Annotated in this window: 13 protein-coding genes and 4 tRNA genes; 5 read left to right on the forward strand and 12 right to left on the reverse strand. The window is 42.1% G+C overall.

From position 1 onward, the window contains the following. Nucleotides 1-91: 91 nt before the first annotated feature. Nucleotides 92-1,267 (reverse strand): tyrosine-type recombinase/integrase, encoded by a 1,176-nt coding sequence (locus ACWXWT_RS07525; RefSeq protein WP_456040997.1) that lies wholly within the window; start codon nt 1,265-1,267, stop codon nt 92-94. A 209-nt stretch (nt 1,268-1,476) separates the two neighbouring features. Between ACWXWT_RS07525 and ACWXWT_RS07530 the strand changes: the two genes are divergently transcribed. Both ACWXWT_RS07530 and ACWXWT_RS07535 read left to right on the forward strand, forming a co-directional pair. Further along, nucleotides 1,477-2,085 (forward strand): ParA family protein, encoded by a 609-nt coding sequence (locus tag ACWXWT_RS07530; RefSeq protein ID WP_157822799.1) that lies wholly within the window; start codon nt 1,477-1,479, stop codon nt 2,083-2,085. Next, nucleotides 2,082-2,279 (forward strand): hypothetical protein, encoded by a 198-nt coding sequence (locus ACWXWT_RS07535; protein WP_456040998.1) that lies wholly within the window; start codon nt 2,082-2,084, stop codon nt 2,277-2,279. Before ACWXWT_RS07530 ends, ACWXWT_RS07535 begins: the two co-directional genes overlap by 4 nt. A gap of 563 nt (nt 2,280-2,842) precedes the next feature. Here ACWXWT_RS07535 and ACWXWT_RS07540 read toward each other — a convergent pair. The 4 genes from ACWXWT_RS07540 to ACWXWT_RS07555 form a co-directional block, all read right to left on the reverse strand. Beyond that, nucleotides 2,843-2,919: transfer RNA gene (locus ACWXWT_RS07540), tRNA-Pro, on the reverse strand. A gap of 59 nt (nt 2,920-2,978) precedes the next feature. Next, nucleotides 2,979-3,055: transfer RNA gene (locus tag ACWXWT_RS07545), tRNA-Pro, on the reverse strand. Nucleotides 3,056-3,081: 26 nt separating this feature from the next. Beyond that, a tRNA-His gene (locus ACWXWT_RS07550) sits at nt 3,082-3,157 on the reverse strand. A gap of 50 nt (nt 3,158-3,207) precedes the next feature. Then, nucleotides 3,208-3,284, reverse strand: a tRNA-Arg gene (locus tag ACWXWT_RS07555). Nucleotides 3,285-3,527: 243 nt separating this feature from the next. Between ACWXWT_RS07555 and ACWXWT_RS07560 the strand changes: the two genes are divergently transcribed. After that, on the forward strand, nt 3,528-6,152 hold the full coding sequence (locus ACWXWT_RS07560; protein ID WP_456040999.1) for a sensor domain-containing phosphodiesterase: 2,625 nt from the start codon (nt 3,528-3,530) through the stop codon (nt 6,150-6,152). Nucleotides 6,153-6,175: 23 nt separating this feature from the next. Here the strand turns inward: ACWXWT_RS07560 and rep are convergent, their stop codons facing one another. Continuing rightward, nucleotides 6,176-8,188: a DNA helicase Rep gene (gene rep, locus ACWXWT_RS07565; RefSeq protein ID WP_456041000.1), complete on the reverse strand. Its 2,013-nt coding sequence runs from the start codon at nt 8,186-8,188 to the stop codon at nt 6,176-6,178. A gap of 141 nt (nt 8,189-8,329) precedes the next feature. Between rep and ubiK the strand changes: the two genes are divergently transcribed. Further along, a complete protein-coding gene (gene ubiK, locus ACWXWT_RS07570) occupies nt 8,330-8,578 on the forward strand; it encodes a ubiquinone biosynthesis accessory factor UbiK (RefSeq protein WP_456041001.1) in 249 nt (82 codons plus the stop codon). Between the two features lie 94 nt (nt 8,579-8,672). Here ubiK and ACWXWT_RS07575 read toward each other — a convergent pair whose 3' ends face one another. From ACWXWT_RS07575 to ilvC, 6 genes are all read right to left on the reverse strand, one after another. Then, complete coding sequence (locus ACWXWT_RS07575) at nt 8,673-9,815, reverse strand: pyridoxal-phosphate-dependent aminotransferase family protein (RefSeq protein WP_456041002.1); 1,143 nt, start codon at nt 9,813-9,815, stop codon at nt 8,673-8,675. Between the two features lie 210 nt (nt 9,816-10,025). After that, nucleotides 10,026-11,591 carry a threonine ammonia-lyase, biosynthetic gene (gene ilvA / locus ACWXWT_RS07580; protein ID WP_456041003.1) on the reverse strand — a complete coding sequence of 522 codons (1,566 nt, stop codon included), beginning with the start codon at nt 11,589-11,591 and terminating at the stop codon, nt 10,026-10,028. A 1-nt stretch (nt 11,592) separates the two neighbouring features. After that, nucleotides 11,593-13,452 (reverse strand): dihydroxy-acid dehydratase, encoded by a 1,860-nt coding sequence (gene ilvD / locus ACWXWT_RS07585; RefSeq protein WP_456041004.1) that lies wholly within the window; start codon nt 13,450-13,452, stop codon nt 11,593-11,595. 79 nt (nt 13,453-13,531) lie between these two features. Next, nucleotides 13,532-13,789, reverse strand: coding sequence for an acetolactate synthase 2 small subunit (gene ilvM, locus ACWXWT_RS07590; RefSeq protein WP_456041005.1), 258 nt, complete (start codon nt 13,787-13,789; stop codon nt 13,532-13,534). Further along, the gene (gene ilvG / locus ACWXWT_RS07595; RefSeq protein ID WP_456041006.1) at nt 13,786-15,471 is read right to left on the reverse strand and encodes an acetolactate synthase 2 catalytic subunit; all 1,686 of its coding nucleotides are present in this window, start codon (nt 15,469-15,471) and stop codon (nt 13,786-13,788) included. The genes ilvM and ilvG overlap by 4 nt, the downstream gene beginning before the upstream one ends. A gap of 562 nt (nt 15,472-16,033) precedes the next feature. Continuing rightward, a complete protein-coding gene (ilvC, locus tag ACWXWT_RS07600) occupies nt 16,034-17,515 on the reverse strand; it encodes a ketol-acid reductoisomerase (protein ID WP_456041007.1) in 1,482 nt (493 codons plus the stop codon). Nucleotides 17,516-17,705: 190 nt separating this feature from the next. Between ilvC and ilvY the strand changes: the two genes are divergently transcribed. Next, on the forward strand, nt 17,706-18,578 hold the full coding sequence (gene ilvY / locus ACWXWT_RS07605) for an HTH-type transcriptional activator IlvY (protein WP_456041008.1): 873 nt from the start codon (nt 17,706-17,708) through the stop codon (nt 18,576-18,578). Nucleotides 18,579-18,871: the final 293 nt, after the last annotated feature.

Raw genomic sequence — 18,871 nt, forward strand, 5'->3', positions numbered from 1 at the left:
GTCCATTCTCCTAAATGAAAAAAGCCCATTCATCACAACCTTAATAGGTATAGATGAATGGGCTTTAGAGTGGTTTTTTATAGACAGCGAATTAGCTAAACAACTCAGATAGCTTCTCACTGGTTTTTCGCATGGATTCTGTGGTTAATTTTGCATACCGTTGAGTCGAAAGAATCGATTTATGTTGCAACTGCTCTTGCACTAAACGCAATGAAACGCCAGCACTAACAAGATTCGATGCCGCTGAGTGACGTAAAGTATGTAAGCACACACCATCAGGGTTGATCTGAGCTTTCTTAAGCAATTTGATAAAGGTTTTCCTCGCACTCCCTAATGGCTTTCCTTTTGCTTTCCCTGCAAATAGATAAGGGTTATCAGCGGTGAGGGGAATATGAGCAATAAACGACAACATGGCATCAGTTAAGTAAATACTGCGGGCCTTGCCGTTCTTTGTGATGGGGATATGTATCACGCGCTTGGACACATCAATATCTTTAACTTTTATATTCGCGACTTCGCCACAACGTAAACCCGTTAAGGCTAATATTGCAATGTAACCCGCAAGCGTTTTATTGGAATATTCTCGACAAGCAGTCAGTAGTCGTTTTACTTCATAAACATTTAAAAATCGTGTTCGAGCATTATTCAATCTAAAAAGTTTTACAGGCAAACAAACGTCATCATCAATAACACCTAAGTTGACAGAATATTTTGTCATAGATTTCATTAACATCAATGCTTGATTACAGGTTGCAGGAGCATAGGGAGTACCGTACTTGTTAACTTGGTCTGCTAGAGCAAGGTGAAGCTGCTGAACATCTATGGTGCGTAAATCTCGATAGAAAAGATTACCAAGCCGAGGTGCGATCATTACATCATACCTATATTGGTCATCTCGCCATGTTTTTTTACGTTTCTTAATACTGGGTAGGTAATGCTCAGTAAAAAACTCATTAACAGTTAAGTGAGCCGTGCTATCGCGTTCGGCTTTTGGGTTAATCCCTTCACCTAAACTAACTCGATGCTTTTGCGCTATCTGCCGCGCTACCGCAACATTAATATCACCTAAACGACCCAAACTAATACTCTGCTTACGACCGTTGTAGGTATAGCGAAAGAGGAACCGTTTACTGCCAGTTTTACCTACCAGGCATTTAAGCCCTTGAGTTACGGTGTCAGTCACTTCTAATTCAGTCGAATTAGAAGTGCGAGGGTTATCTGGTAAGGCTTTGATGGCCTTATCTGTGAATTTGAATTTCTTTAACATACTAAGTCCTCAATAGAATCTATCTACTAACTTAATATCTATTTATTTGCTGAGTAATTACGGCTATCTCAATTTTTGTTAAATCCCCCCATTAGTACTAATGGGGGGATAAAAAAGTGCTTTTGTCGCCCTTTTTTTTTATGAACAAGTAATTAGCCCAGAATAAGTGAAATATCTTCGCTTAGGCTAATAAATTACTAAGGAAAATAATGATGGAAGATTTAGCCATTAAAATACTATTTATAAGTTATAAAGGGGGTGTCGGTAAATCTGCACTAGCCATTAATTTAGCCGCTGAAATCGATGCAGATTATGTCACTAATGACTTAATAACCACCAGCACCAATGCGATTCAAATAGACTATACAAAGCGTAAAATCCCTAAAGGCTTACTCTCTCTTGATCGCGTAGTATTTGATTTTGGAGCTATGTCAACTCACCTTGATCCTAAAGCGGTTCAAGCGACGCAAGTTGCTGATGTGATTGTTATCCCCACCTTTACTGATAGAAGAAGTTTAGAAGCGACAATAAAAACGGTTCTGCTCATTAAGCCAATGAATAAACCCATTGCGATTGTGATCAACCATTTCACTAAACAAAAAGAATTCGATGAAGCTGTTACCTATCTAACTGAAAGCCTCGGAGAGTTACCTATATTTGCAATCAGAACCACAACACTCTTTGCTCGAGTAGCAAAAGATGGAACTGACTGGTTTAAACAGATCCACAATCAACATGGAGAGTGGCAATTAAACAAATCACGATTAGCTCATGAGGACGTTTACAATGCAATTATTGAGTTAGGGCTTCCAGCATGAAACTACAAACATTAAAAAGTTTAGAAGATTCCATCGGCGGCAGACCTAAAGCACTAGCACCCAAACAACGCCATACCTTTTACTTGAACCCAAAGGAGTCTGAATTATTGAAAGCGTATGCTCGTGATAAAGACATCTGTGTGAGTCAATTAGTGAGGAACTTGATTAAGGAGCTTGTGGAAGTGCATACTTAAATAAAAATAAAAAAGAGATAGTTCCCATGAACTATCTCTTCCTTTATAGGCATTGGTCGAGAAAGCCATCTCAGTCTAATAACAGCTGTTTACCATGGCCGTAAACATTAATTGAAATAGTCTGCTCATCTAATAATGGGCAACAACTCTATTAAGTACTTTTTTAAAAGTGACTGACAGATGAACACCTGAACAAAAAGCTATAAAACCCTCAACTCAGAAAAACGCCTTAAACCAGACCGTAAACGCCCAAAATTAACTGCAACTAATCTGCAACTGTCGATGCTGACACATAGCCAAAGCGTTAACTTTCATTAGCACTCATTTGCGTTATTTTTCGTTCTTTGAGCACAGGATATGCACAGGAGCGGTTTATGGCTAAGGTATTTTTACTTATAAAAAGGAGTTTAATCATGAAATGGTAAATAATTTAGTAAAAGCGATAGGATTAATAAGAAGAAGTAATGCAATACAAGCTGTTGGCGGTAGAGGGTAGAGGGTAGAGGGTAATCTTAAAAGCAAAAAGCCCGTAACGCTTTGAAAACGTTACGGGCTTTCTAAATTGGTCGGTGATAGAGGATTCGAACCTCTGACCCTCTCGTCCCAAACGAGATGCGCTACCGGGCTGCGCTAATCACCGAAATTTACTTTAAACTGTGCAGTAAACCAATTAATCAAGTTAACCTGTTCACTTAAATGTGGTCGGTGATAGAGGATTCGAACCTCTGACCCTCTCGTCCCAAACGAGATGCGCTACCGGGCTGCGCTAATCACCGAAATATACATAAAACAACAAATTGAATGGGGTGACTGATGGGGCTCGAACCCACGACAACCGGAATCACAATCCGGGACTCTACCAACTGAGCTACAATCACCACTGACTTTCAATTCTACTAACCAATACGACAAAACAATACTTGCCGAATGGTGCGCCCAGAAGGATTCGAACCTTCGGCCTTACCCTCCGGAGGGGTACGCTCTATCCAGCTGAGCTATGGGCGCTCGCCTTGGTTAGCGACGCATATAGTAGGGATAAAACACCCTCACGTCTAGCCCTGATTTGCTTTTTTTAACTGACTGATTAACTTTTGACTCATTTTCGCTGACTATTTACGCATTTGTAATTGTGACTCACTTTATACTCACATTAATTTTGCTTGGATCACACTTGTATTTATGGTAATTATAATGGTTGTTCAATAATAATTCTTCACATAATTAATAGGATAAGAAGAAAAGGAAGTCATGGACAAGGATATAAGCCACTCCACCGCAATTCAACGAGTTGAGCACCTACAAAAAAGGGTGACTCGCTTAAAAAGCTTGGCTAAAAAATATAGACGCTCTGAGATTATTCAAAACGCGCTACTTGGCATTTCAAATATTGCTACTCAGGTCACGTCACTTGATGATTTTTATCAGCGAGTGCATTTGCATCTGCAAGATCTCATTCCTGCAGAGAATTTTTTTATTGCCTATAAAGACCCTCAAACAGGGCTTATGAGTTTGCCGTTTTTTGCCGACCAACAAGATTCTCATCCAACTGAGCTTTACCCAGATCAAGAAATATCGGCATTACTCAATAGTGGCTTAACAGGTTATGTGCTCCGCAAAGGCGAACCTTTATTATGCGACGATAAGAAATTTGAAGAGTTGATAGCCAGTGGCGATATTAAAAGTCTTGGATCCCCAAGTCATCAATGGCTCGGTGTTCCCATTAAAAACCAAGATATCATTAGCGGTGTACTGGTAGTACAAAGTTATAACCCAGCCAACACCTACGGTGAATTAGAATTAGAACTAATGGGCTTTATTTGCCACCATATATCTGGAGTCATGGAACGACTAGAACACCATGAACAGCTCGAACAAGCCATTGTGGCGCGCACAAAAGAGCTCAGCAAAGCGTATGACAAAGTCAAAATAGAAGTTAAAGAACGAGTCAAAGCAGAAAAATTACAAAAAGCACTATTTGAAATTGCTGATCTTTCTGCATCGAATGTGCTCCAACAAGACTTTTATTTACGACTTCACCGTATTATCAGTCAGTTAATACCTGCAAATAATTGTTTTATTTCATTGATTGGTGATGACAATATGCTGTCATTTCCTTTTTATGTATCACAAATGACAGCAGAATACCCCGCATCACGACCGATGCAAGATGGCTTAACCGAGTATATTTTACAACATAAGTTACCACGCTTGCTGTCAGCAAAAGACATCGCGAAAATGGTTTCTATGGGTGAAATTTATGCAAAATCGCCGCAGTTGAATAAAACCCAAAGAATGCATCAATGGATCGGTATCCCGCTCATCATAAATGGTGACATTGCCGGCGCATTAACCATATACAGCCTCGATGATGAACATATATATCAATCTAAAGACTTAGAGCTACTTACCTTCGTGTCACAACACATAGCCAATGCTATTGAGCGCAAACAAGCTGTCGAGTCACTCAAGAACAGTCACGAACAATTAGAAGATAAAGTCATAGAACGAACTCGTGCGCTGGCCGAACTCAATAATAATCTTCAACAAGAGATCAATCAGCGCTGTAAAATTGAAGATCAATTGGTCCACGACGCGCAACATGATGGCTTAACGGGGTTACCCAACAGAAATTTTTTAATGGAACGCTTATCACAAGCATTAAAACATCTTCGCCGACACGGATTAGATCAATTCGCTTTATTGTTCATTGATTTAGATAGATTTAAGATGATAAATGACTCATTTGGTCATTTAGAAGGAGACCGCTTTTTAATTGAAACGGCACAGCGATTAAAATCATGCATACGTGATAACGATACTCTGGCTCGAATGGGCGGAGATGAATTTGTAATATTACTCGACTCAATTAATGCAACTGAAGATGCTATCGACGTCAGCGAACGAATTTTGCAAGCTTTATCAATGCCCTATAAATTGGCAAAACAAGAATTCATTTCTGGTGCCAGTATTGGGATAGCATTTAGTGGCCGCGATAAACTAGTCACAAGTGAATCTTTGCTTCGAGACGCTGACGCCGCAATGTACCAAGCTAAAGCCAATGGCAAAGGTTGCTATGTTATTTTTGATGACAAACTCAGTGCACAATCCAAACAACAGCACGATTTGGAAATTGATTTCAAGAAAGCACTAGAACAACAAGAGTTTAAGATACATTATGTTGAAGTGGTCGATTTTACTACAGGTGAGATCATTGCTATCGAACCACAAGTTGAATGGCACCATCCTGAGCATGGTGTGATTGAACACGATAAAATGAAGCGCCTTGCCGCACAGTACCAACTCACATTAAATGTCGATGGTTATATTTTTGCTCATTTGAGCCGTCATTATCCTTCACTCAAACTGCAATATGGGCCCACTGTATATTTACACTTATCAATTAGTAGCCAACATATTAAGAATAAGTTTGTACTGCGTAATTTAAAAAACACCATTAAAGGAAGTCGCATTAATCTTGATAAATTAATGCTGTTTTTTAACGAAAAATCCCTAGTACAAGACACAGAAAACCACATCAATGGCTTTGAACTTATCTCGCAACTGGGAGTACAGTTAGGTATAGATGGTTATGGGACAGGTTATAGTTCATTAAGTTGTTTAAGCTTCTTACCCATTAGAGCATTAAAACTCGACAATGACATTAGTAAGCACTTACTTAATGAGAAGCAACTGCAATTGGCTAAAGCTTACCAGTTGACTGCAGAGACACTTCAGTTTGATATGTACGCTACAACAGTCGACACCCAACAACAAGTCCGCCAGTTTTTAGAACTAGGATATTTACGTGGTCAAGGACGTGCTATCAGTAAATTATTTACTGAAAAAAAAAAGCATTATGAGTCCTGCGCTTAAAGAGTTAAATAGGCAAAGTGAAACTATTTTTTAAACATATCACGTAAATTGGCAATATGACTTTTCCCCGTTTCGACCCTCTGCTGTTCAGTTTGTGCAGGCTTGCGATTTTCCCAAATAAGGTCATCTTGTGGCAATTCAAGTAAAAAGCGACTTGGTTCGCAACGCATCGTTTCACCAAACTGACGCCGTTCGCGACATATCACAAACCATAATTCACGCTGTGCACGGGTAATCCCTACATAAGCCAAACGTCTTTCTTCGTCGACGTTGTCTTCATCAATACTCGACTGATGTGGTAAAATTCGTTCTTCCACTCCCACCATAAACACAAAGGGATACTCAAGCCCTTTTGATGCATGCAAGGTCATAAGTTGTACCTGATCGCCGCCTTCGTCTTCATTGTTACGTTCCATCATGTCGCGCAGCGTTAATCGAGTAACCACCTCTGGCAGTGTCATCGGCTCATCTAGATCATCCCCTTCTAACATTTCAGTCACCCAGCGGTATAACTCTGAAATATTTTTCATCCGCATTTCTGCTGCTTTAGCACTGGTGCTGGTCTCGTATAAGTAATCTTCATAGTTTATTTTACGAATAAGCTGCTTAATCGCTTCAACAGGCTCTCCACGCGTTGCTAACTCACCCGTATCAACAATAAACTTACCAAATTGATAGAGCGAATGAATCGCTGCAGGCGCTAGATGATGATTAAGTTCAACATCAAAAATCGCTTCAAACAAAGAGATATGTTTTTGATTGGCAAAATTACCTAAACGTTCCATCGTTGCGGGACCGATGCCGCGCTTTGGCAGGTTAACCACCCGCAAGAAAGCGTTGTCATCGTCAGGGTTCACCACCAGACGCAGGTAAGCCATAATGTCTTTAATTTCAGCTCGGGCAAAAAACGAAGTTCCACCACTTAACTTATAAGGAATACGGTTGGTCATCAATGCACGTTCTAACAAGCGGGATTGATGGTTACCTCGATATAAAATGGCATAATCACCAAACTTAGTCCGCCCTACAAACTTATGACGAATGATCTCTGCGACTACCCGTTCAGCTTCCTGTTCTTCATTAGCGGCGATAAGCACTCTTAGGGGCTCACCATAAGCTAACTCACTAAATAACGCTTTATCGTAGACGTGAGGGTTATTAGCAATCAAAATATTGGCTGCACGAAGAATACGTTGGCTAGAACGATAGTTCTGCTCTAACTTAATGAGTTTAAGTTTTGGAAAGTCGGTACCCAATAACACGAGATTTTGCGGTTTAGCCCCACGCCAAGAATAAATAGACTGATCGTCATCACCCACCACGGTAAAACGAGCTCGCTCGCCTACGAGTAATTTAACTAACTCATACTGACTGGTGTTGGTATCTTGATACTCGTCTACCAGCAAATATTGAATCCGGGTTTGCCAACGAGTACGCACCTCTTCATTCATTCGCAACAATAAGGTAGGAATTAAAATTAAATCATCAAAATCAAGTGCATTGTATGACTTCATATGTTGAGCATATCGCTGATACAACATAGCAAATAATTGGCTTTGTTCATCTTTTGCCATCTTAATGGCTTGCTGTGGGATCACCAAGCCACCTTTCCAATTGGATATTGCTGATGCCAAAGATTTGATCAAATCTTTATCTTCATCCAATTCATCTTCGGTAAGCTCTTTTAACAGCGCGAAAGTATCTTGATCATCAAACAATGAAAAACCCGCTTTCAGCCCAAGCACTTTATGCTCACGCTTGATGATTTCGAGTCCCAGAGTATGAAAGGTAGAAATCCATAATCCACGGGCTTCTTTACGGCCCATAGACTGTGCTACTCGCTCTTTCATTTCACGAGCAGCTTTATTAGTAAACGTTACTGCAGCAATATTGCGGGCTTTATAGCCACATTTTTCAACCAAGTAAGCGATTTTATTAATGATGACACGTGTTTTACCACTGCCAGCACCAGCCAGTACTAAGCATGGACCCGAGACATAATGTACGGCTTCATTTTGCCCTGGATTGAGTTTCATTAATATCGACACCTTACTAAATCTAAACGAAGGCGGATCATAGCAGAATCACCTTGAGACGGTTAACGAAAATCACACTTTGGTTTTGGAAAAGCGCTCACCTCGGTTACAATTGAGCCAATATATCAGTAGGGGATCATTATGATTAATCCAAAGAAAATTGAAGAACTAGCTAAACAACTTAGCGACAACCTGCCTAACGGTGTTAAGCAGTTTGCTGGTGAGTTTGAAGAACGCAGTAAACAAGTATTACAAAACCAACTGATGAAATTAGATGTGGTTTCGCGTGAAGAATTTGAAGTCCAGCAACATGTGTTGCTTAAAACACGCGAAAAACTTGAAGCATTACAAACACAAGTTAATGAGCTAGAAAAAAAGTTAACAGAATAACGATTGAAGTACAGATTGGTATCAGTCTTTTACAAGCATAAAAATGACGCTATTCAGCGTCATTTTTTTTACTCGACATGTTTCATTATTCAGTCTAGTCCTGATTAAGAGACTCTTCTAAAGCACGTAAGCAAAGTGCCACATTTTCATGGCGAGCACTAAAGCCCATCAAGCCAATGCGCCACGCTTTACCTGCTAATGCGCCAAGCCCGGCACCAATTTCTAAATTATACTCTTCTAACAAGTGTTTACGTACCGCTGCATCATCAACGCCATCAGGAATATATACCGCATTTAGTTGCGGTAAGCGTGATGCTTCCTCAACGACAAATTTAAATCCAAGCTGGGTTAATCCGTCACGCAGTAATTGATGCATTTTACGATGTCTTGCCCATGCATTTTCGAGGCCTTCATTGGCTAACAAACGTAAAGACTCATGCAATGCATACAGCGCATTAACGGGTGCAGTATGATGATAGCTGCGTTTAGATCCGGCACTATTCCCCCAGTAGCCCATCACTAAAGTTTGATCTAAAAACCAACTTTGTACTGGTGTAGTACGTGCTTTTAACTTAGCAACGGCTTTAGGCGAAAACGACACTGGGGATAAACCTGGCACACATGAAAGGCACTTTTGGCTACCAGAATAAATCGCATCAATGCCCCATTCATCTACGAGTAATTCAACACCCCCCAATGATGTCACAGCATCAACAATGCTAATACAATCGTGTAATTGCGCTAAGGTACACAAGGTTTTGGCGTCAGACAGTGCTCCGGTTGAGGTTTCTGCATGCACAAAAGCTAAAAATTTAGCATCGGGATGTGCCACAAGTGCAGCTTCAACTTTATCAGGGCATACAGGCTCACCCCATTCATTGTCGACCACAACGGCAACACCACCAACGCGTTCAACATTTTGGCGCATACGCTCACCAAATACGCCATTGCGGCACACAATCACTTTTTCGCCTGGTTCGACTAAATTAACAAAGCAGGTTTCCATTCCAGCGCTGCCTGGCGCTGATACGGCTAAGGTCATTTCATTTTTAGTCTGAAAAGCATATTGAATCAGACTTTTAAGTTCGTCCATCATACCGACAAATAATGGGTCTAGATGGCCTATAGTCGGTCGAGATTGTGCAGCAAGCACTTCAGGATACACATCAGATGGGCCTGGGCCCATTAAGATTCGGCGCGGCGGCATAAAAACTGGAATTGTTGGCACGGGTAACATCAATGTCTCCTTAAAATGAGGTCGTATACGCTCTTATTACAAGCATATGGAAAAATTTACCCTACATATAAAGCAACCCACCCCAATCTCATAATGTAATAACAGCATCGTACATTGGTTGTGTTGGTTCTCGCCCACGAATATTTTTTCGTTTTGGGCGCAATGACAATACCACATTGAGATACTAAATCACCTCAATGTGGTTATTTTTTAACACTTCGCATTGCTTAAAAATAACTTGTAAGCCGGACTGTTTGTTTCTTCTTGATAAACAAAGCCTAAATCTGTTAAAAACTGCGCAAAAGCCGTATTATCTTTTGCTGGCACCTCAAACCCCGCTAGCACACGTCCAAAGGCCGCACCATGGTTACGATAATGGAATAAACTGATATTCCATTTGCTTTGTAAGGTTGTTAAAAACTTTAATAATGCGCCAGGATGTTCAGGAAACTCAAAACTAAATAAGCGCTCTTCTAGTGGTTCTGGCGGATGACCTCCAACCATATAACGCACATGTAATTTGGCAGTTTCATCTTGGGACAAGTCTTGTACTTCAAAACCTTCTGATTCTAAATTAGCAATAATTTCGCTCAGTTCGGTTTGACCACCACTGAGCCGGATACCCGCAAACACTACGGCCATTTCTCGACTACTGAAACGATAATTAAACTCAGTCATGGCGCGCTTATCAAGCAATTCACAAAAACGTAAAAAGCTACCTGGTTTTTCAGGCACTTTCACCGCTAAGACCGCTTCTTTTTGCTCGCCTAATTCGCAACGTTCAGACACATAACGTAAGCTATGGAAATTCACATTCGCACCACTCAAGATTGCAGCCACTTTTTTAGGTGCATCAAGATTGTCGGCGTGTTGTGCCATGTACTTTTTCAGCCCCGCTATCGATAATGCCCCAGCAGGTTCGGCTATTGCTCGAGTATCTTCAAATATATCTTTAACCGCCGCGCAAATTTCATCAGACGTCACGGTAACCACGTCGTCAACGTATTCTCGCGCTAAACGAAATGGCTCATTACCAATACGTTTAACCGCCACACCATCAGCAAACAATCCTACTTGAGCTAGGGTGACGGGTTCATCAGCTTCTAGAGCCGCTTTTAAACATGCAGCATCTTCTGGTTCAACACCAATAATTTTAACTTGTGGCATCACGGCTTTGTAATAAGCTGCAATACCAGCAATTAGTCCACCTCCGCCAACGGGCACAAACACCACTTCTATATCACGTTGCTGTTGTACCATCTCTTGGGCAATGGTGCCTTGTCCCGCAATAACGGCTTCGTCATCAAACGGAGCAATATAAACACGCCCTTCTGTTGCCGACAGGTTTTTAGCATAGTCATTTGCTTGGTCGAATGCTTGTCCGTGTAGCACTACCGTTCCACCCAAACGCTTTACCGCATCAATTTTAATATCTGGCGTTGTACTGGGCATAACAATAACCGCATCGATACCACGACTGGCCGCAGACATGGCAACACCTTGGGCGTGATTGCCCGCCGATGCGCACACTACGCCTTTGTTGCATTCATCTTGAGTAAGCGCGGCAATACGATTGTATGCACCGCGCAACTTAAACGAATGTACCGGCTGCATGTCTTCACGCTTTAAATACACCTGACAACCAAAGCGAGCAGACAATTTATTCATGCTCGACAATGGCGTCACTTTCGCCACATCATAAACAGACGATAATAAAATTTTCTGCAAATAATAATGGGCTAGATCTAGTTGAGTTTGAGACGCCAGTGCCAACATACTACCCCTCCAACTTAGTGCGATCGCGTACGGCACCTTTATCGGCACTGGTTGCTAGTAGCGCATACGCTTTTAGTGCCAAAGACACATAACGCTCACGTGCTACTGGCTTCCAACCTAATGGACCTTTTGCGTCCATTGCTTTACGGCGACGAGCTAATTCGTCTTCACTGACATTTAATTGAATGCCTCGCTGAGGAATATCAATAGCAATTTGATCGCCATTCTCAATGAGTGCAATGGCGCCACCTGATGCCGCCTCTGGTGAAACATGGCCAATAGACAAACCTGAAGTTCCACCAGAAAAACGACCATCTGTGATCAATGCGCATTGAGTGCCAAGACCACGAGATTTAAGATAAGTGGTTGGATAAAGCATTTCTTGCATACCCGGACCACCTTTAGGGCCTTCGTAGCGAATAACCACCACGTCACCAGCCACCACTTCACCACCTAAAATACCGGCAACCGCGTCGTCTTGGCTTTCATATACACGAGCGCTGCCCACAAATGTTAAATTAGACTCATCAACACCAGCGGTTTTCACGATACAGCCATCAACAGCAACGTTACCAGACAACACTGCTAAGCCACCCTCTTGACTAAAGGCAAACTCACGCGAGCGAATACAGCCATTTTCACGATCGTCATCAACGCTATCCCAGCGACAATCTTGACTAAATGCTCTAGTGGTAGGAATACCGGCAGGGCCCGCACTGTAAAACCGAATAACATCAGGATTGTCTGTCTGTTTAAGATCGTATTTAGCTAACACTGATTTTAAATCGCCGCCATTGTCTGCCGCCACATGTGGAACATCGTTATGCAATAAACCTGCACGATCCAACTCGCCTAAAATACCCATCACACCACCAGCACGATGCACATCTTCCATATGATATTTAGGTGTGGATGGTGCAACTTTGCATAAATGAGGTACTAAGCGCGATATGCGGTCAATATCCGTCATGGTAAAGTCAATTTCCGCCTCTTGTGCCGCTGCCAACAAATGCAACACAGTATTAGACGAACCACCCATAGCAACATCTAATACCATGGCATTTTCAAACGATTTTAATGAAGCGATATTGCGTGGCAATGCTGTTTCATCATCATGATGATAATAACGCTCGGCTAATTTCATCACGCGGCGACCCGCTTCTAAAAACAATTCACGACGATCTGCATGGGTTGCTAACATGGAACCATTACCAGGCAAGGATAACCCTAATGCTTCAGTCAAACAGTTCATTGAGTTAGCAGTAAACATACCTGAACACGACCCACAAGTAGGGCAAGCACTACGTTCTATTTGCTTACTGTCTTCATCACTTACATTAGTGTCTGCACCTGCAACCATCGCATCAACCAAGTCAAGTTTGATAAGCTTGTCAGATAACTTGGTTTTACCCGCTTCCATTGGGCCACCAGATACAAATACAACAGGGATATTTAATCGTAGCGCGGCCATTAACATGCCAGGAGTAATTTTGTCACAGTTTGAAATACACACTAATGCATCGGCACAATGTGCGTTAACCATATATTCAACGCTATCGGCAATTAACTCACGTGACGGCAAGCTATAAAGCATGCCGCCATGGCCCATTGCAATACCATCATCCACGGCAATGGTGTTAAACTCTTTGGCAATACCGCCTACTTCTTCAATGGCACTGGCCACTAACGCTCCCATGTCCTTCAAATGCACATGACCTGGAACAAACTGAGTAAATGAGTTGGCAATAGCAATAATTGGCTTACCAAAATCGGTTTCTTTTACCCCAGTGGCACGCCAAAGTGCACGGGCGCCTGCCATGTTGCGGCCTTCGGTACTGGTTGCTGAACGTAATTTTGGCATTGCAAATATCCTTTTATAATGTGGTACTCGTTATAGTGTCATCACTGATAACGATAAAATAATGAGTTCTAGATTAAGCTTAACTGTTGGCGGCTTGGTTTAATGAAACGGCTGGCATGACTTTGCATTGCATCACATCAATCAATTTATCTAATTGGGTACTTAGCAGCTCAATGGCACGGTCGGCCTCAACCCATATGTCTACAGCCATACTAGCATCGTCATTGATTCGGACCTGCATCTGAGTGACTTTAAATCCCCGATGGCGAGTGACACGCAATACACGCTCTAGCACTTCTGGACGTTGTTGAACGGTTAATTCAAGATTATGCATCATGTTTGCTTCTCCATTTGTTCCATCATGTCACTATTACTGGCTCCTGGCGGCACTAATGGCCAAACATTAAAGGCATCATCAATCGCCACGTGCAGCATGTACGGTCCAACACTATTAAGCATTTCATCTAACGCTTGCTCGACTTCATCGGCATGATTTATCGTGCGGCCAGGAATATCAAATGCAGACGCCATTAATACAAAGTTGGGGTTGTCAGATAAATCTGTTTCACTGTAACGTTCTTCAAAAAACAGCTGTTGCCACTGCTTCACCATACCCAGTTTTTGATTATCAATCAGTAAGATTTTTACCGGCAACTTACGACGTTTGATAGTGGTTAATTCTTGCACGTTCATCATAAACGAGCCGTCGCCAGATACCGTGACCACTGTTGCATCTGGTCGTGCAACTTGAGCACCAATAGCTGCAGGTAAACCAAATCCCATCGTACCAAGGCCAGCACTGGATAAATGATCTTCAGGGCGACGAAACCACATATGCTGAGCAACCCACATCTGATGCTGTCCCACGTCACAAGCTACGACGCTGTCTTCGGGTAGTTTATTTGCCAAACGGCGCAACATGGCAGGGGCATAAATTAGCTCACCTGGATGATGATAATCCCATTGATGTTGACGTGACAACACCTCTACTTCAACTTGCCATTGACTGATAACCAACTTACCGTTAACAGCCTCTGTTAATGCGGGTAACACTTGACGAAGTTCTGCGGCTATGGCTACGTCAGGTTGACGCAATTTACCTAATTCGGCAGCATCAATATCCAAATGCAACACTTTGGCATTACTGGCAAAGCTGGCTAAACGTCCCGTCACCCGGTCATCAAATCGTGCACCAACCACAATCAATAAATCACACTCTTGGACGGCTAAATTTGCGCCTTTACCACCGTGCATTCCTAGCATACCTAAATAACCTTTAGTGCCATGAGCAACGCTACCTAATCCTTTTAAAGTTGCAACTGATGGTATCCCAGTCACATCAATAAATTCACGCAAATGCGCAACAGCACCAGCCATACCTACACCACCACCCACATATAGTATTGGCTTACTTGCCTGGGTTAATAGTGCTGCAGCAGCATCAAGATCGGCCAGTGTTGGTTCAAGAGCATCAGCGACACTTTGTAATGGCGTCTTATATTCAAGCTCCGCCAGTTGGATGTCTTTTGGTATATCGACTAACACAGGACCCGGACGCCCTTCTGCGGCAATTTCAAATGCACGGTATAAAGTAGGAATGAGCTCATTAATGTCAGTAACCATAAAGCTATGCTTGGTACACGATAGCGACATACCTAGCACATCAATTTCTTGAAACGCATCGGTGCCGATCACGCTGGTAGATACTTGACCAGTAATAGCAACAAGTGGAACAGAGTCTAATAATGCATCTGCTAATGACGTAATTAAGTTTGTAGCGCCAGGGCCTGAAGTCGCAAAACAAACACCGGTTTTGCCACTGGCACGAGCATAGCCCACAGCAGCAAACGCTGCGCCTTGTTCATGTCGACTAAGCAAGTGCTCAACTGGACCACCATAGAGTGCATCGTAAATTGGCATGATGGCACCACCAGGATAACCAAACACGGTAGTTACACCATGGGCTGCTAGTACTTTGATTACTGCATCTGCGCCGCGCATTTTCTGTCCTGCTTCCATAATTTTGTCTCTACTTCGTCAATGTATCTACTTGCTCTATTAATGTGATATCTAGCTGTTGCCGTTTTGCTTAACACTAAAATGAAAAAACCCCCGGTCCTTTCGGAGCGGGGGTTTTTGCAATCTGTGTGACTCTTAAGTCAGTCTAGTTGCCAAACGCCACCCCCGCTGTGACTTAATAATCACTACGGTAATAATCACGAGAATGAGCATAGCTGCGTGGTTTAGCATTTTTAGACTGTATCCTAAGCTTCTAGTATTAATTCGTTTGGTTATGTTCAAATAACAATACGGTATTACTAACAAATACCATAAAAGATTTACCCAACACAACTAAAAAATCGTCTTTGTAAAAAAAATTCAGCTTCCCTGCCGAGACAATGCAAACAACAACAAAAAACTTAACACATGAGTTTAACGAACAAACTCAATCTAACTATTTGTTTTTTCCGCGCTCCAATTACCGTCATTGGGGCGTTTCGTTTGATGCCTGTCCGACAACGATGCTAGATTTCTAGCCAAAAAACTCTGAACAGGTACAACATCAGTTCAATTTAATACATTAACTCGCTTCAACAATACCTTTCATATCGGTCATGTAACCACGTAACTCTGCACCGATAAACTCAACATCTGTATGACGAATTTGCTCATTCACTTCAATCAAACGTTGGTTATCAACACCATTTGACGTAACAGCAAGTCCTGCGCCTAAATATTCAGATGACATGGCATTAACATAATCACGTAACATTGGTACTGCTGCGTGATTGAACAAGTAACACCCATATTCAGCCGTATCCGAAATAACCACGTTCATTTCATACAAACGCTTACGTGCAATAGTGTTAGCAATCAAAGGGGTTTCATGTAATGACTCATAGTAAGCCGACTCTTCAATGATTCCTGCTGCCACCATGGTATCAAAGGCTAATTCAACGCCGGCTTTGATCATTGCCACTAAGAAAATACCCTTATCGAAATACGTTTGTTCATCAATATGTTCAGATGACGTTGGCGCATTTTCAAATGCTGTTTCGTTGGTTTCTGCTCTCCAACGTAATAAGTTAGCGTCATCATTGGCCCAGTCTTCCATCATCGTGCGAGAAAACTCACCACTAATAATATCGTCCATGTGCTTTTCAAATAAAGGCTTAAGGATTTGTTTTAGCTCTTCAGCCATATCAAATGCTTTGATTTTCGCAGGATTTGACAAGCGATCCATCATGTTGGTAATGCCGCCGTGCTTAAGCGCTTCTGTAACGGTTTCCCAACCTTGCTGAATAAGCTTGCCGGCATAACCTGGCTCAACACCATCAGCGACCATTTTTTCATAACCTAAAATGGCACCCGTTTGTAACATGCCACATAAAATGGTTTGTTCGCCCATTAAGTCAGACTTAACTTCAGCAATAAATGACGACAACAATACACCTGCACGGTCACCGCCAGTGGCACTTGCATATGCTTTAGCAATCGCTAATCCATCACCGTTTGGATCATTTTCTGGATGCACGGCAATCAAAGTCGGCACACCAAAACCACGCTTATATTCTTCACGAACCTCAGTGCCAGGGCACTTAGGCGCAACCATAATGACAGTGATATCTGAACGAACTTGCATACCTTCTTCAACGATATTAAAACCATGAGAGTAAGATAAGGTAGAACCTTGCTTCATTAATGGCATAACAGCATTAACAACATCAGTATGCTGCTTGTCTGGTGTTAGATTTAACACTAAATCAGCAGCAGGGATAAGTTCTTCAAATGTACCCACTTTAAAACCGTTATCGGTCGCTTTTTGCCAAGATGCACGTTTTTCTGCGATTGCTTGTGGACGCAAAGCAAAAGAAATGGTTAAACCAGAGTCACGCATATTCAAACCTTGGTTAAGACCCTGCGCGCCACAACCTAGAATGACAATGTTCCAATCTTTGATATATTGGCAACCATCACCAAATTCGGTACGGTCCATAAAGCGGCATTGTGCTAATTGAGCTAATTGTTGACGTAAATTCAGAGAGTTAAAATAGTTAGCCATCTGATACCACCTATAAATTTTAGTAATTGGGGACTCAACATCTTATAAGTCAGCGACCTTAAGCGTTGTGATTGAAATCACTATAGCGCATGCATATGATTGCTTAAAATGATATATTCGCCATATCATGTTGCATTAAACGCAACACAATTGTTTTTAATTATATTCTAATCTCCAATAAGGCATTTGTATGAATATTCGCTCACTAAAATGGTACTTAAACCTGTGTGACAGTTTACACTTTGCCAAAACAGCAGAACAATCTCATGTAAGTCCATCGACGTTGAGCCGCGCGTTACAGCGCTTAGAAGACGAAGTCGGTAGTAAATTATTTGAACGCGATAACCGCAGTGTCACCATTACCCACGCAGGCTTAGAATTTAAGCGTTTTGCCGAGCAAACGTTATCTGAATGGAGTCAGCTTCGTAGTCGAATAGATCCCAACCAACAGTTTTTACGCGGTAATCTTAATTTATATTGTTCTGTGACAGCAGCATACAGCCACTTACCAGCCTTGTTAGATCGATTCAGGCGTGAGCATCCTAATGTCGATATTAAACTGACCACTGGCGACCCAGCCAATGCGGTAAATCAAATTCAAAAAAATCGAGCGGATATTGCCATTATTGCTTTGCCAGAAGTATTGCCGAGTACTCTACATTTCACCGCTATCGATAAAGTCCCCATTTCAGTTATCGCGCCGACCATGCATTGCCAAGTCCAGCAATGGGTTAGCCAACCTAACATTGATTGGGAAAAGCTGCCTTATATCGTGCCAGATCACGGCCCAGGTAGAAAACGTATTGATCAGTGGTTTAAACAAATGGGCATCAAACCCAATATTTACGCACAAGTGTCAGGCCAAGAAGCGATTGTGTCTATGGTTGCACTGGGTTGTGGCGTTGGCATCAGCCCAGATGCGGTAATCCATAACAGTCCAGTGCGCGAGCGAATACAAACCCTAGCCTCACCAGTTGAGATCCCCGCATTTGAGTTGGGCTGTTGCTGCAAAGAAAAACGCACCAACGATCCAATCATTAGTGCGTTTCTGGACATTATTTAACATCAATGCGGGCTAGAGGAGATTGTGTTTATCCCGTTCTAAGGTTATTTACTAGGGCCTGTTGATCTTTGCTGGTTAAGTTTTGTTCGAGATAAAAACGTTTTAATCGATGCGAGAGGATTGCAGCCTAGCAATCTAATACCAATCCTATTAAATATGTGGTCTATCAGCGGGAGTTCAAAGTGCTGTAGGCAAGGCAGATGATTGAAGCGAATAGTGATCCTCGGTAACAAGCTCCTGCGTTACTCTACCTCCAGCATCTGACCGCCATGGATGGTGGGAATGTGTTATTT

Source organism: Shewanella sp. A22 (genome assembly GCF_053850585.1).

Excerpts from the sequence above, each read along its gene's own strand:
- rep (WP_456041000.1), bottom strand. The coding sequence starts at position 8,188 with ATGAAACTCAATCCAGGGCAAAATGAAGCCGTACATTATGTCTCGGGT.
- ACWXWT_RS07575 (WP_456041002.1), bottom strand. The coding sequence starts at position 9,815 with ATGTTACCCGTGCCAACAATTCCAGTTTTTATGCCGCCGCGCCGAATC.
- ACWXWT_RS07560 (WP_456040999.1), top strand. The coding sequence starts at position 3,528 with ATGGACAAGGATATAAGCCACTCCACCGCAATTCAACGAGTTGAGCAC.
- ACWXWT_RS07525 (WP_456040997.1), bottom strand. The coding sequence starts at position 1,267 with ATGTTAAAGAAATTCAAATTCACAGATAAGGCCATCAAAGCCTTACCA.
- ilvG (WP_456041006.1), bottom strand. The coding sequence starts at position 15,471 with ATGGAAGCAGGACAGAAAATGCGCGGCGCAGATGCAGTAATCAAAGTA.
- ilvY (WP_456041008.1), top strand. The coding sequence starts at position 17,706 with ATGAATATTCGCTCACTAAAATGGTACTTAAACCTGTGTGACAGTTTA.
- ACWXWT_RS07530 (WP_157822799.1), top strand. The coding sequence starts at position 1,477 with ATGATGGAAGATTTAGCCATTAAAATACTATTTATAAGTTATAAAGGG.
- ilvA (WP_456041003.1), bottom strand. The coding sequence starts at position 11,591 with ATGTTGGCACTGGCGTCTCAAACTCAACTAGATCTAGCCCATTATTAT.
- ilvC (WP_456041007.1), bottom strand. The coding sequence starts at position 17,515 with ATGGCTAACTATTTTAACTCTCTGAATTTACGTCAACAATTAGCTCAA.
- ilvM (WP_456041005.1), bottom strand. The coding sequence starts at position 13,789 with ATGATGCATAATCTTGAATTAACCGTTCAACAACGTCCAGAAGTGCTA.
- ACWXWT_RS07535 (WP_456040998.1), top strand. The coding sequence starts at position 2,082 with ATGAAACTACAAACATTAAAAAGTTTAGAAGATTCCATCGGCGGCAGA.
- ubiK (WP_456041001.1), top strand. The coding sequence starts at position 8,330 with ATGATTAATCCAAAGAAAATTGAAGAACTAGCTAAACAACTTAGCGAC.
- ilvD (WP_456041004.1), bottom strand. The coding sequence starts at position 13,452 with ATGCCAAAATTACGTTCAGCAACCAGTACCGAAGGCCGCAACATGGCA.